Here is a 13610-nt window from a genome sequence, read left to right as displayed (position 1 = left end):
GGTGGCGCCTCCGGCCCCCTGGGTCCGGTTGAACAGCACCATTCTCCCACCGGGGTGCGATCCCGGTGCGGTTACTGAGGCCCGTACTTCCGCCCCGTCCGGGAGCTGATCCCGCCGAGCAGCCCCCGCGGCACCACCTTCACCACGCCCATCAGCGCCTTGTACCGCGGGTCCGGAATCGACACCGCCTTGCCCCGCGCGAGGTCGTTCAGGGCCGCCGCCACCAGCTTGTCGGCGTCCAGCCACATCCACCCCGGGATGTTGTCGGTCCCCATCCCGGCCCGCTCATGGAACTCGGTCCGCACGAACCCCGGGCACAGCGCCATCAGCCGCACCCCGCTCCCCGCCAGATCCTTCGCCGCCCCCTGAGTGAACTGCACGACCCAGGCCTTCGACGCCCCGTACGTCCCGCGCGGCACGAACGCCGCCACCGACGCCACGTTCACGACCCCGCCGCGCCCCCGCTCCCGCATCCCCTCGGCCGCCGCCGACGTCAGCCGGAGCACCGCCTCGCAGTGCACCTTGAGCATCTTCAGCTCGTCGGCCATGGACACGTCGAGATAGCGGCCTTTGTTGCCGAAGCCCGCATTGTTGACCAGCAGGTCGACCGGGTTCCTGCGGTCGGAGAGCCGTGCGGCCACCGACTCGATGCCCTTGTCCGTGGCGAGGTCGGCGGTGAGCACCTCCACCTCCACGCCGTGCCGGTCGTGCAGCTCGGTCGCCTGCTCGCGCAGCCGCTTGGTGTCGCGGGCGACGAGCACAAGGTTGTGCCCGTCGGCCGCTAGGCGCCGCGCGAACGCGGCACCGATGCCCGCGGTCGATCCCGTAATCAATGCCGTTGTCATGGCGCAAGGTTAATGACCTGGACCGAGTGCGTCCGCTTGCCGTCAGGCCTCTTCGCCGCCGGGCTCACCGTACTTCTCCAGGTACTCCCGCGCCCACTGGCGCACCTCCGGATGCAGCGCCTCACCCGCCGCCAACATCCTCGGCATCAGGGCCCGTTCGGTGGTCGTCGCGCGGAACGCCAGCGCGACCGTCACGTCGTGGTCGGGCCGGTGCACGAGCTCGATCGGGTCGCCGGAACGGATCTCACCCGGCTGGATCACCCGCAGATACGCCCCCGGCGCGCCCTGCGCCGTGAACCGCTTCACCCACCGCTGCTCGCCCATATGGCCCTGGAAGGTGCCGCACGGAATCCGTGCGCTGGTGACCTCCAGCACCACCTCGGGCCCGATCCGCCAGCGCTCGCCGATCAGCGCCCCGGAGACGTCCAGACCGAGCGTGGTGATGTTCTCGCCGAACGCGCCGTTGGTCAGCGTCCGCCCCAGCTCGCGCTCCCAGACGTCCAGGTCCTCGCGGGCCACGGCGTAGACCGCCTGATCGTCGCCGCCGTGATGCTGCCGCTTGCACACGTCGTCGCCGGCGAGGCCGCTCCCGCCGATCCCCTTCGGCCCGGGCGCCGCGACCCGCACCGGCCCCGCCACCGGCTGCTTGTCGATCCCGGTCAGTCCTTCCGGGTTGTCGGTGTACGACACGGCCTTCGCCCGGCCCAGGTTCACGGAGAGAAGCTTCATGTACGGCACGGTAAGGGGCCGTCATCAAAGGCGCCACGCATTATTGGGCGCCGTATCAAAGGTCGGCTTATCCTCGACCCGTGATCGAAGCCCGCCACCTCCGCGTCCTGCGCGCCGTCGCCACCACCGGCTCCTTCTCCGCCGCCGGCCGCGAACTGGGCTGCACCCAGCCCGCGGTGAGCCAGCAGATGAAGGCCCTGGAGACCTCCGTCGGCACCCCGCTGCTCATCCGCAGCGGCCGTGAGATGCGCCTGACCCAGGCGGGCGAGGCACTGGTGCGGCACGCGGCCGGGATCCTCGCCGGACTGACGGCGGCGGAGGAGGAGGTCGCCGCCATCGCGGGCCTGCGCGCCGGCCGCGTCCGCCTCGTCTCCTTCCCCAGCGGCAGCTCCACCCTCGTACCGACCGCGCTCGCCGCGCTGCGCGCCGCCCACCCGGGCACCCGTGTCTCCCTGGAGGAGGCCGAACCCCCGCAGTCCGTCGGCATGCTGCGGGAAGGGGACTGCGATGTCGCCCTCGCCTTCCGGTACGAAGGAGCGGCGGGCGGCGGCGACGAGTGGGACGACCTCGTCGTACGCCCCCTGCTGCGGGACCGCCTCGTGGCCCTCGTGCCGGACCGGCACCGGCTCGCGCGCGCCGAGTCCGTCGCCATCGGCGAACTCGCGCGCGAGCCCTGGATCGCCGGCTGCCCGCGCTGCCGTGGGCAGTTGGTCGAGGTGTGCGAGGGCGCGGGCTTCACTCCCCGCATCGACTTCGCGACCGACGACTACCCGGCGGTGGTGGGACTGGTGGGCGCGGGCCTGGGGGTCGCCGTCCTGCCCCAGCTCGCGATCGAGTCCGTACGGCCACGGGGTGCGCGCACGGTCACGCTGGAACCGGCGGTGCGGCGGGAGATCGTGGCGCTGACGCTGCCGGATCTGGCCCAGGTGCCGGCGGTGGCGGCGACGCTGGACCAGCTCGCCGTCGCGGCGGGGCGGAAGTGAGTAAGGGCACGCGTGCGCGTGCCCTTACTTGAAGAAACGTTCCTTCAGTTGTTCGATACCGCGTGCCCGCCGACGGATGACGCCGTCATCAGCCGGTTGCGGGCCCGCCCCATGAGTTCCTCGCGCTCGTCCTCGGTCAGCCCGCCCCACACGCCGTACGGCTCTCTCACCGCCAGCGCGTGCGCCGCGCACTGCGCGCGCACCGGGCATCTCATGCAGACCTCCTTGGCCGAGTTCTCGCGAGCGCTCCGGGCCGCTCCTCGCTCGCCCTCCGGATGAAAGAAGAGCGAGCTGTCCACCCCGCGACAGGCAGCCAGAAGCTGCCAGTCCCACAGGTCCGCGTTCGGTCCGGGAAGGCGGGAGAAATCTGCCATTGCGTGACCCCTTGTTGCCGTTCTGTGGCGGATTCGGTGGCTACGACCGTACATCTGCGATCTAAGGAGATGAAAATATGACTCATTGCGAATCTAGCCTCAGACACCAGGAAAAGGGAAGAAAAGGGGCTAAACGGGGCACTGGTTGTGATGAAACGTTGTGGGTCCGTCGTGCATGTCTGCACCGTGTCCGCACCCTCACGTAGAGTGCCGAAGATGGCACACGGCCCCGTAACTCTTTCGAGTGACCGTCGTTGAGAGTGCGGAGGCGGTTGAAACAACTAAGCGCTCGGGCAGGCGTCCGAGACGGTCGACCGCACAGGTGACGATTTCGTACCAGCCTGGAGGCTCAAGGTGACGTGCATCAGCTGCGGAGGGCGGCCATGACATCCGTCCTCGTCTGCGACGACTCCCCGCTTGCCCGAGAGGCGCTCCGCCGCGCGGTCGCGACCGTGCCCGGCGTCGAGCGCGTGACGACCGCGGCCAACGGCGAGGAAGTCCTCCGCCGCTGGGGTGCCGATCGTTCGGACCTGATTCTGATGGACGTACGCATGCCCGGGCTGGGCGGCGTCGAGACCGTGCGGCGGCTGCTGTCGGCCGACCCGGGTGCGCGGATCATCATGCTGACCGTGGCCGAGGACCTCGACGGGGTGGCGCTGGCCGTTGCCGCCGGGGCGCGTGGCTACCTTCACAAGGACGCCTCGCGGGCCGAGTTGAGGGCCACCGTGACTCAGGCGCTGGCCGACCCGACGTGGCGGCTTGCTCCTCGTCGGCTGCGGTCAGCTGAGATGGGGGCGGCGCCGACGCTCACCGCGCGGGAGATCCAGGTGCTCGAAGGTATGAGCCACGGGCGGTCCAACGCGGAGATCGGGCGGGAGCTGTTCCTGTCCGAGGACACGGTCAAGACGCACGCCCGTCGGTTGTTCAAGAAGCTGGGTGCGTCCGACCGGGCGCATGCCGTCGCTCTCGGGTTCCGGTGGGGTCTGGTTCGCTGAGAACTCGGCTGCGGGCGCGTCGTGGCTGGTCGCGCCCACGCGGCGGAGCCGCACAATGTCTCGCCCCGCGCCCCTTTGGGGCGCGGGTCATCGTGCCCGGTGCTTGTTTCGGCGGCGATGCCGCATCCTTGAGGTGTGGAGTCTCTCGGGGACGAGTCGGTCGAGCGGAAGGGGAGGGCGCAGGGGATGAGTTCCGGCGCACCTGCTCATAACGCTTCGGTGCACAACATCGGACGCGGTGCCACGGATGAATCGGCCGCAAGGCACCATGGACCGATGCGCGAGGACGAGACGACGGTGATCGGTGGGCTTGTCCACCGCGCCGTCGACGGGGATGAGCAGGCGACACACGACCTGCTCGCCCATGTCCACCCACTGGCGCTGCGCTATTGCCGCACCCGGCTGTCCCGGCTCCCCGGCGACGCGCGTCACTTCGTGGAGGATCTGGCGCAGGAGGTCTGCGTCGCGGTACTGCTTGCGCTGCCGCGCTATCGGGACACCGGCCGCCCCTTCGAGGCATTCGTCTTCGCCATCGCCGCGCACAAGGTCGCCGACCTGCAGCGCGCGGCCATGCGGGGCCCCGGGTCCACGGCCGTGCCGTCCGACGAGATGCCCGAGCGACCGGACGACTCGCTCGGCCCCGAGGAGCGGGCGCTGCTCAGCAGTGACGCCGAATGGGCCAAGAAGCTGCTCGCCAACCTTCCCGAGAACCAGCGGGAGCTGTTGCTGCTGCGGATCGCGGTCGGGCTGACGGCCGAGGAGACCGGACAGATGTTGGGAATGTCACCGGGCGCGGTCCGGGTGGCCCAGCACCGGGCACTGAGCCGGCTACGGGCGCTCGCCGAGCAGTAGTCCCCGCTGCTGGTTCCTGCCGCTGTCCCCTGGGGTTGTCCTGGCGTTGTGCCTTTGTTGAACAGGCCGCCCCCGTTTTCCGTACGAACATACGAAGCCGGTAGCCGGACGGAACCGTGGAATTCGGGACCCTTCCTTCCCGTTAGCATGGACATCCGCACCGATCAAGGCCATTGGGGAAGGTGTCATGACTGCAAACGTCGACGGAGTGCCTGGCAAATTCGCGACACTCGGGCTGACCTACGACGACGTGCTGCTGCTGCCGGGAGCGTCCGAGGTGCTCCCCAACGCGGTCGACACCTCGTCCCGCATCTCCCGCAACGTCCGGGTCAACATCCCCCTGCTGTCCGCCGCCATGGACAAGGTGACCGAGTCCCGCATGGCGATCGCGATGGCCCGCCTCGGCGGCGTCGGCGTGCTGCACCGCAACCTCTCTGTCGAGGACCAGGTCAACCAGGTCGACCTGGTGAAGCGGTCCGAGTCCGGCATGGTCACCGACCCCATCACCGTCAACCCCGAGGCCACGCTCGCCGAGGCAGACGCGCTGTGCGCCAAGTTCCGCATCAGCGGCGTCCCGGTCACCGACCCGGCCGGCAAGCTCCTCGGCATCGTCACCAACCGTGACATGGCCTTCGAGTCGGACCGCAGCCGCCAGGTGCGCGAGGTCATGACCCCCATGCCGCTGGTCACCGGCAAGGTCGGCATCTCCGGCGGCGACGCCATGGAGCTGCTGCGCCGACACAAGATCGAGAAGCTTCCCCTGGTCGACGACACGGGCGTCCTCAAGGGCCTCATCACCGTCAAGGACTTCGTCAAGGCGGAGAAGTACCCGAACGCCGCCAAGGACGGCGAGGGCCGTCTGCTCGTCGGTGCCGCCGTCGGCGCCAGCCCGGAGGCCCTGGAGCGTGCCCAGGCGCTCGCCGAGGCCGGGGTGGACTTCCTGGTCGTCGACACCTCGCACGGCCACAACAGCAACGCGCTCAGCTGGATGTCGAAGATCAAGTCCAGCGTCTCCGTCGACGTGATCGGCGGCAACGTCGCCACCCGCGACGGCGCCCAGGCCCTCATCGACGCCGGTGTCGACGGCATCAAGGTCGGTGTCGGCCCCGGCTCCATCTGTACGACCCGTGTCGTCGCCGGCATCGGCGTCCCGCAGGTCACCGCGATCTACGAGGCCTCCCTCGCCGCCCGCCCGGCCGGCATCCCGCTGATCGGCGACGGCGGCCTGCAGTACTCCGGCGACATCGGCAAGGCGCTCGCCGCGGGCGCCGACACCGTGATGCTGGGCTCGCTGCTCGCGGGCTGCGAGGAGTCGCCCGGCGAGCTGCAGTTCATCAACGGCAAGCAGTTCAAGTCGTACCGGGGCATGGGTTCGCTGGGTGCCATGCAGTCGCGCGGCCAGGCGAAGTCGTACTCGAAGGACCGCTACTTCCAGGCCGAGGTCGGCTCCGACGACAAGCTCGTGCCCGAGGGCATCGAGGGCCAGGTGCCCTACCGCGGCCCGCTCTCCAGCGTCCTGCACCAGCTCGTCGGCGGTCTGCGCCAGACCATGGGCTACGTGGGCGCGGCCACCATCGACGAGATGGAGTCCAAGGGCCGCTTCGTGCGGATCACCTCGGCGGGTCTGAAGGAGTCGCACCCGCACGACATCCAGATGACGGTCGAGGCGCCGAACTACAGCCGCAAGTGAGTCCTTCCTGAAGACCACGCGCGCGTGAGGGCGGCCCCGGGAGTATCCGGGGCCGCCCTTGTCGTACCCGTCGGGGATACTGGAAGGCGCTGCAACGCATCAGGGAAAGGCCACACACGTGACTGAGATCGAGATCGGGCGCGGCAAGCGCGGCCGCCGGGCGTACGCCTTCGACGACATCGCCGTCGTCCCGAGCCGTCGTACGCGCGACCCGAAGGAGGTCTCGATCGCCTGGCAGATCGACGCCTACCGCTTCGAGCTGCCGTTCCTGGCCGCCCCCATGGACTCGGTCGTCTCCCCGGCCACCGCGATCCGCATCGGCGAGCTCGGCGGCCTCGGCGTACTGAACCTCGAAGGCCTGTGGACGCGGTACGAGGACCCGCAGCCGCTGCTCGACGAGATCGTCGGCCTGGACTCGGAGACCGCGACCCGGCGCCTCCAGGAGATCTACGCCGCCCCCATCAAGGAAGAGCTGATCGGCCAGCGCATCAAGGAGGTGCGGGACGCGGGCGTGGTGACCGCCGCCGCACTCTCCCCGCAGCGCACGGCGCAGTTCTCCAAGGCCGTCGTCGACGCGGGCGTGGACATCTTCGTCATTCGCGGTACGACGGTCTCGGCCGAGCATGTCTCCGGCTCGCACGAGCCGCTGAACCTGAAGCAGTTCATCTACGAGCTCGACGTCCCGGTGATCGTCGGCGGCTGCGCCACGTACACGGCGGCCCTGCACCTCATGCGCACCGGCGCGGCGGGCGTCCTGGTCGGCTTCGGCGGCGGCGCGGCGCACACCACGCGGAACGTGCTGGGCATCCGGGTGCCGATGGCGACCGCGGTCGCGGATGTGGCGGCGGCCCGCCGTGACTACATGGACGAGTCCGGCGGCCGGTACGTGCACGTCATCGCGGACGGCGGCGTGGGCTGGTCGGGCGACCTTCCCAAGGCCATCGCCTGCGGCGCCGACTCGGTCATGATGGGCTCCCCGCTGGCCCGTGCCACCGACGCGCCCGGCAAGGGCAACCACTGGGGCATGGAGGCGGTGAACGAGGAGCTTCCGCGCGGCAAGAAGGTCGACCTCGGCACGGTCGGCACCATCGAGGAGGTCCTCGCGGGCCCGTCCCACACCCCGGACGGCTCCATGAACTTCTTCGGCGCCCTGCGCCGCGCCATGGCCACCACCGGCTACAGCGAGCTCAAGGAGTTCCAGCGCGTCGAGGTCACGGTCGCGGACTCGCAGCACCAGCGGTAGACCGTACGACGTGGAAGGGCCCGTCTACCGGGAGGTGGGCGGGCCCTTTCGGGTACCGGGGGAAGCCGGTCAGAGGTCCAGCCGGGCGTGCTCCGCCCTGGCGGTCCCGGCACCGCGTACGTCGAAGGCGAGCAAACCGCCCCATACGGCGATGACGGGACCGGTCAGGAGCAGCAGTACGCGCATGGGCACGGCTCAGGCCACGGCCTTCTTGGCGCCGGAGAACGCGGCGAAGGCGCCGATCGCGAGGAACAGGAAGCTCATCGCGTCGAACGACTCCTTCCAGATGGTGACGACCAGGTCGGAGTACTCGGTGAGCACGGTGGTGAGGGTGACGCTGTCCTCGCCGGCGTCCATGATCAACGCGACGCCGAAGAGCTGGCCCAGGCAGACCGCGGCGAGCGACAGCGCGGCGCTCACGATCGGCAGCACCGGGTTCGCACCGCCGACCTTGCCCGCGACGAAGCCGATGGCGAGGCCGACGCCGATCGCGGCGTAGCCGATCTCGCGCTCGGTGGCCTTGAGGATGTAGCCGTAGATGCCCGCGGTGATCAGGGCGACCACGACGCCGGCGACCACGCCCAGCGCGACGTTGCCCTGGGCCGGGGCGGCCGGCGGTACCGGGGCCTGCGGTACCGGGGCCGGCTGCTGGGCGAACGGGTTGCCGTCGGCGGGTTGCTGCGGCGGGGCTGGCTGGGTCATGACAGAGATCCCCCCATGGGACTGGCGAACGAGCGGTGTGAGGTGTGCGCACGACTGTGCGACGAGGCTCGCCGGGGAGGCGAGTCGCCGAACAGTAGCAGCCGTACCGACCGCGTCCACCAGCCAATTTCGCCGTCAGAGACGGTGGGCCGCCCCCGTCGGCGTCGCCCCCCGCGTGTCCAGCAACAGCTGCGCCTTCACCGACAGGCCCTGGAGGTCGTACGTCCGGTGCTGCTGGAGCAGGATCGTCAGGTCGGCGTCGGCGGCGGCCTCGTAGAGGGAGTCCGCGCGCGGGACCGGGCGGTCCAGGACGTTCCAGGAGGGGATGTACGGATCGTGGTAGCTGACCGAGGCGCCGAGTTCCATCAGACGGACGGCGATCTCATGGGCGGGGGTGGCCTGTTGGTCGGCGAGGTCGGGCTTGTAGGTGATGCCCAGGAGGAGGACGCGGGCGCCTCTCGCCGACTTGCCGTGCTCGTTGAGGAGGGTGGCCGCGCGCTGGACGACGTACCGCGGCATGTGGCTGTTGACCTGCTGGGCGAGTTCCACCAAGCGCAGGCTGCGGCCGACCGGGGCGGCGGTCAGGTCCTGGGGGGCCGCGTGGCCGCCCACGCCGGGGCCGGGGCGGAAGGAGTGGAAGCCGAAGGGCTTGGTCTCCGCGCAGCGGATGACGTCCCAGAGGTCGACGCCGAGGTCGTGGCAGAGGACGGCCATCTCGTTGACGAGGGCGATGTTGACGTGGCGGAAGTTGGACTCCAGGAGCTGGACCGTCTCCGCCTCGCGCAGTCCACGCGCGCGTACCACCTTGTCGGTGAGGCGGGAGTAGAAGGCCGCGGCCGATTCCGTGCAGGCGGGGGTCAGGCCGCCGATGACCTTCGGGGTGTTGGCGGGGGTGAAGTCGCGGTTGCCGGGGTCGACGCGGCTGGGGGAGTAGGCGAGGTGGAAGTCGCGGCCCGCGCGGAGGCGGGAGCCCTCTTCGAGGAGGGGGCGCAGGAGCTTCTCCGTGGTGCCCGGCGGGACCGGGGACTCCAGGATGACCGTGGTGTGAGGGCGCAGTTCGGCGGCGAGAGTGCGGGCCGCGGACTCCACCTGGGTGAGGTCGAGGCCGCCGTCCGCCGCGCGCGGGGTGGGCGCGCAGATGACCGCGGTGCGCACGCGGCCCAGTTCCGCGGGCGAGGTGGCCGGCCGGAAGCCCCCCGAGAGCATCCGGCGCAGTTCGGCGGGGCTGAGGGAGCCCGGCTCGGGGCCGGTGCGATAACCGAGCGTGGGGATGCCGGCGGCGACGGCGGCCTGGGCCAGGGGGAGTCCGTAGGGGCCGAGTCCGATGACGGCGAGATCTGCGGGCATGGCGTGGGCCGTCCTTCCCAATAACCGAAGCGGGACAGGTGCGCAAGCCCTGTGGACTGGACGAGCGAGCGCAATGTCAGACTAGGAGTAAATCTGACCGGAATACGAGATTGATTCCGTGTGTCTCCGCCGGGGCCTCCGTGAAAGTTGTCCACAGGGTGGGGCGACTGGTGGCTGAACTTGGGCAAGCCGGTCAGAATTTGGGCATGGGGGATACGGACCGGGCCACTCCGACCGACAGCAGGAGGCAGCGGTGAGGACAGCGACACTGGGGCCGGCACAGCGAGCCGAGGCACTGGCCGCCATGGCCGAGCGCGAGCTGGACCTACTGGTGGTGGGCGCCGGCGTGGTCGGTGCCGGGACCGCCCTCGACGCGGTGACACGCGGGCTGTCCGTCGGCCTGGTCGACGCACGTGACTGGGCGTCAGGCACCTCCAGTAGGTCCAGCAAGCTCATCCACGGCGGGCTGCGCTATCTGGAGATGCTCGACTTCGCCCTCGTGCGGGAGGCGCTGAAGGAGCGCGGACTGCTGCTGGAACGGCTCGCCCCGCACCTCGTGAAGCCGGTGCCCTTCCTGTATCCGCTCCAGCACAAGGGCTGGGAGCGGCTCTACGCCGGATCGGGCGTCGCGCTCTACGACACCATGTCGATGGCGCGCGGACGCGGGCGCGGCCTGCCGATGCACCGCCATCTGACCCGCCGTCACGCACTGCGCATCGCGCCCGCCTTGAAGAAGGACGCGCTGGTGGGTGCCCTTCAGTACTACGACGCCCAGATGGACGACGCCCGCTTCGTCGCCACGCTCGTGCGGACCGCGGCGGCGTACGGGGCGCAGGTCGCCAACCGGGCCCGGGTGACCGGGTTCCTGCGCGAGGGCGAACGGGTGGTCGGGGCCCGGGTGCAGGACGTCGAGGCCGGCGGGGAGTACGAGATCCGCGCCAAGCAGATCGTCAACGCGACCGGTGTGTGGACCGACGACACCCAGGCCATGGTGGGCGAGCGGGGTCAGTTCCACGTACGCGCCTCCAAGGGCATCCATCTGGTCGTGCCCAAGGACCGGATCAAGTCGACGACCGGACTGATCCTGCGCACCGAGAAGTCCGTGCTGTTCGTCATCCCGTGGGGACGGCACTGGATCATCGGGACGACCGACACCGACTGGGATCTCGACAAGGCGCACCCGGCGGCTTCCAGCGCGGACATCGACTACCTGCTGGAGCACGTGAACTCGGTCCTCGCGGTGCCGCTCACGCGCGACGACGTCGAGGGCGTGTACGCGGGACTGCGGCCGCTGCTCGCCGGCGAGTCGGACGCGACCAGCAAGCTGTCCCGCGAGCACACCGTGGCGCATCCGGTGCCGGGGCTCGTGGTCGTGGCGGGCGGCAAGTACACGACGTACCGGGTCATGGCCAAGGACGCGGTCGACGAGGCGGTGCACGGGCTGGATCTGCGGGTCGCCGAGTGCGTCACCGAGGACGTGCCGCTGCTGGGCGCCGAGGGGTACCGGGCGCTGTGGAACGCGCGGGCGCGGATCGCGGCCCGGACCGGGCTGCACGTGGTGCGCGTCGAGCATCTGCTGAACCGATTCGGCTCGTTGGCGGAGGAGGTGCTCGAACTGATCGCCGCGGATCCCACGCTGGGCGAGCCCCTGCAGGCGGCCGACGACTATCTGCGCGCCGAGGTCGTCTACGCGGCCTCGCACGAAGGGGCGCGGCATCTGGACGACGTGCTGACCCGGCGGACCCGCATCTCCATCGAGACCTTCGACCGGGGGACGCGCAGCGCGCGGGAGGCGGCCGAACTGATGGCGCCGGTGCTCGGATGGGACAAGGACCAGATCGAGCGGGAGATCGAGCACTACGAGAAGCGGGTGGAGGCGGAGCGGGAGTCGCAGCGGCAGCCGGACGACCTGACGGCGGACGCGGCGCGGCTGGGGGCGCCGGACATCGTGCCGTTGTAGGGGGGCCGGTAGGGCTTCCGACGCGGGGCTCCTGACTCAGGGCTCCCGGCGGGGCCCCCGGCGCGGGGCTCCGGAGATCACTCGAACGAGTGTCGGTGGCCGGGATCCACGTGCGGGGCCCGGTCGTTCTAGGAGGTGCGAGGGCAGAACTCGGCGGCGAGCAACCGCGGTTCGAGGCCGGGGTCCGCAATCGCCGTCGTGTTCACGCGAAACGTCAGGACGCGTCGGCCTCCCACGGCGGCAGCGCTCCGCACGTAGCTGCCGGTGATACGGCCGTTGTGCCCCCACACCGTGGTGCCGCACGGCAGTTTCACCGGGAACAGCCCCATGCCGTACAGGCCGTGTGCGGCGCGGGTGTCGAGCATCTCGCGCAGCCGGCGCGGGGGCAGGAGTTCGCCGCCCAGCAGCGCCGCGTAGAAGCGGTCGAGATCGGCGAGCGTGGTCACCAACTCGCCGGCGGCACCGGCCACCCGTGGGTCGAGCTCGGTGACATCGGTTCCGTCGGTGTCGTAGGCGCGGCCGTGCGGGGCGGGGAGGGCGGTGCCGGAACCGGGGAACGAGGTGCCCGTCAGGCGCAGCGGGTCGATGATGCGGCGCTCGGCCTCGGTGGCGTACGACTGGCCGGTGAGCCGCCGGACGACCATGCCGAGTACGACGTAGTTGGTGTTCGAGTAGGAGTAGCGGCCGGGGGCGGTCGGAGGGTGGGTGAGGGCGATTCGGACTGCTTGACGAGGGGTGAGGGGGATCAGGCCCCCGGTGTCCGTGGTGAAGTCGTGCAGGCCGCTGGTGTGGGTGAGCAGGGCGCGCAGGGTGATGGCGCGGCCGTCGTTGCCGGCGCCGCGCACCAGGCCGGGCAGGTGCTGCTCCACCGTGTCGGACAGCGACAGCCGGTGTTCTTCGGCCAGTTGGAGCACGACCGTTGCGATGAAGGTCTTCGTGATGCTGCCGGCGCGGAAGTGGTCGGCGCGGGCGATGCCGGACCCGGTGTCGGTGTAGCGGATACCGGACTGCTCGCGGGCCAGCAGGGCGGCGGCGGGGGCCCGGCCTTCGGCGACCAGCAGGAGGAGGGCCGTGTCCGCCGGGGGTGCCGCGGGGGCCGAGGAGGCGGCCGGGGCCACGACGAGGAGCGCCAGGGACAGCGGTGCGGCCAGGAGTGTCCGAAGCGTCGGCATCGCGGTGCCTCCCTTGGCCTGATCGGGGTGCTCGTTGTCGCGGCCCATCATGCAGGGCGGTGGGGCTGCGGGGCAGGGAGGGTGGGCGGGACCTGGGAGGTGGTGGTTGAAGGGCGTCTGGCGTTGGGGCCGGGGTCGGGGTTGGGGCTGGGTTTCGAGCCGGGGATGAGGTTGGGGCCAGCGTCGGAGCCGGGGTTGGGGTTGGGGCCGGGTCGGATGGGGCGTGCGGTTCCGCGTTGACGAGGCGCTGGCCGGGCCAGCTCTCACCGACCTGGGCGGCGCGAACGGCCGAGGTTTGAGGGGCGGATGCGCGGTTGCGCTGCCTGGGCGGGAGCTGTTTGTCCGCGGCCCGGGTGCCGGGGTTGGGCGGGACTTGAGAGGCGGTGTCTGAAGGGCGTCCGGGGCCGAGGACGGGGCCAGGGGCGGGGCCGGGGTCGGATAGGGCGTGCGACTCCGCGCTGACGAGGCGCCGCGCGCGCCCACCCTCACCGACCTGGGCGGCGCGAACGGCCGAGGTTTGAGTGGCGGATGCGCGGTTGCGCCGTCTGGGCGGGAGCCGTTTGTCCGCGGCCCGGGAGTTGGGGCGTAGGTGGCCCGGGTGGCGGGGGTGTGCGTGGCTCGGGGTGGTTTGTCGTCACCGTGTGTGGAGGGGGTGGGGCGGGCTGTGGTTGTTGTGGTCGTCCCGGGTGAGAAGTGTGGTGGTCGGCTCGGCCGGAGG

12 protein-coding genes are annotated in these 13610 nt (G+C 70.9%); 6 read left to right on the top strand and 6 right to left on the bottom strand.

All coding sequences use genetic code 11. The features are described 5' to 3' along the window. Window positions 1-71 precede the first annotated feature (71 nt). Window positions 72-845: an SDR family oxidoreductase gene (locus tag PH203_RS22260; RefSeq protein WP_289922115.1), complete on the bottom strand. Its 774-nt coding sequence runs from the start codon at window positions 843-845 to the stop codon at window positions 72-74. A gap of 42 nt (window positions 846-887) precedes the next feature. After that, window positions 888-1574, bottom strand: a complete 687-nt coding sequence (locus PH203_RS22255) for an MOSC domain-containing protein (RefSeq protein WP_289922114.1) — start codon at window positions 1572-1574, stop codon at window positions 888-890. 80 nt (window positions 1575-1654) lie between these two features. Between PH203_RS22255 and PH203_RS22250 the strand changes: the two genes are divergently transcribed. Further along, window positions 1655-2557: a LysR family transcriptional regulator gene (locus PH203_RS22250; RefSeq protein ID WP_289922113.1), complete on the top strand. Its 903-nt coding sequence runs from the start codon at window positions 1655-1657 to the stop codon at window positions 2555-2557. A gap of 44 nt (window positions 2558-2601) precedes the next feature. Here PH203_RS22250 and PH203_RS22245 read toward each other — a convergent pair whose 3' ends face one another. Further along, complete coding sequence (locus PH203_RS22245; protein WP_289922112.1) at window positions 2602-2931, bottom strand: WhiB family transcriptional regulator; 330 nt, start codon at window positions 2929-2931, stop codon at window positions 2602-2604. A gap of 383 nt (window positions 2932-3314) precedes the next feature. Here PH203_RS22245 and PH203_RS22240 point away from each other — a divergent pair, with 383 nt between their 5' ends. The 4 genes from PH203_RS22240 to PH203_RS22225 all read left to right on the top strand — a co-directional run bounded on the left by PH203_RS22240 (window position 3315) and on the right by PH203_RS22225 (window position 7711). Continuing rightward, on the top strand, window positions 3315-3926 hold the full coding sequence (locus tag PH203_RS22240; protein WP_003948568.1) for a response regulator transcription factor: 612 nt from the start codon (window positions 3315-3317) through the stop codon (window positions 3924-3926). A gap of 276 nt (window positions 3927-4202) precedes the next feature. Next, window positions 4203-4778 (top strand): sigma-70 family RNA polymerase sigma factor, encoded by a 576-nt coding sequence (locus tag PH203_RS22235; RefSeq protein WP_059192858.1) that lies wholly within the window; start codon window positions 4203-4205, stop codon window positions 4776-4778. 187 nt (window positions 4779-4965) lie between these two features. Then, complete coding sequence (gene guaB / locus PH203_RS22230) at window positions 4966-6468, top strand: IMP dehydrogenase (protein WP_289922111.1); 1503 nt, start codon at window positions 4966-4968, stop codon at window positions 6466-6468. A 118-nt stretch (window positions 6469-6586) separates the two neighbouring features. Further along, window positions 6587-7711, top strand: coding sequence for a GuaB3 family IMP dehydrogenase-related protein (locus PH203_RS22225; RefSeq protein WP_289922110.1), 1125 nt, complete (start codon window positions 6587-6589; stop codon window positions 7709-7711). Between the two features lie 195 nt (window positions 7712-7906). Here the strand turns inward: PH203_RS22225 and PH203_RS22220 are convergent, their stop codons facing one another. Continuing rightward, window positions 7907-8413, bottom strand: coding sequence for a hypothetical protein (locus PH203_RS22220; RefSeq protein ID WP_289922109.1), 507 nt, complete (start codon window positions 8411-8413; stop codon window positions 7907-7909). A 135-nt stretch (window positions 8414-8548) separates the two neighbouring features. Further along, complete coding sequence (locus tag PH203_RS22215; RefSeq protein ID WP_289922108.1) at window positions 8549-9760, bottom strand: nucleotide sugar dehydrogenase; 1212 nt, start codon at window positions 9758-9760, stop codon at window positions 8549-8551. Window positions 9761-10013: 253 nt separating this feature from the next. Between PH203_RS22215 and PH203_RS22210 the strand changes: the two genes are divergently transcribed. Then, window positions 10014-11720 (top strand): glycerol-3-phosphate dehydrogenase/oxidase, encoded by a 1707-nt coding sequence (locus tag PH203_RS22210; protein WP_289922107.1) that lies wholly within the window; start codon window positions 10014-10016, stop codon window positions 11718-11720. Between the two features lie 128 nt (window positions 11721-11848). Here the strand turns inward: PH203_RS22210 and PH203_RS22205 are convergent, their stop codons facing one another. Continuing rightward, window positions 11849-12892: a serine hydrolase domain-containing protein gene (locus PH203_RS22205; protein ID WP_289922106.1), complete on the bottom strand. Its 1044-nt coding sequence runs from the start codon at window positions 12890-12892 to the stop codon at window positions 11849-11851. Between the last annotated feature and the right edge of the window lie 718 nt (window positions 12893-13610).

Origin of the sequence: Streptomyces sp. S.PB5 (genome assembly GCF_030403745.1) — a bacterium.
In the GTDB taxonomy this organism is placed as follows: Bacteria; Actinomycetota; Actinomycetes; order Streptomycetales; family Streptomycetaceae; genus Streptomyces.
This window is presented reverse-complemented; position numbering and strand designations above follow the sequence as displayed.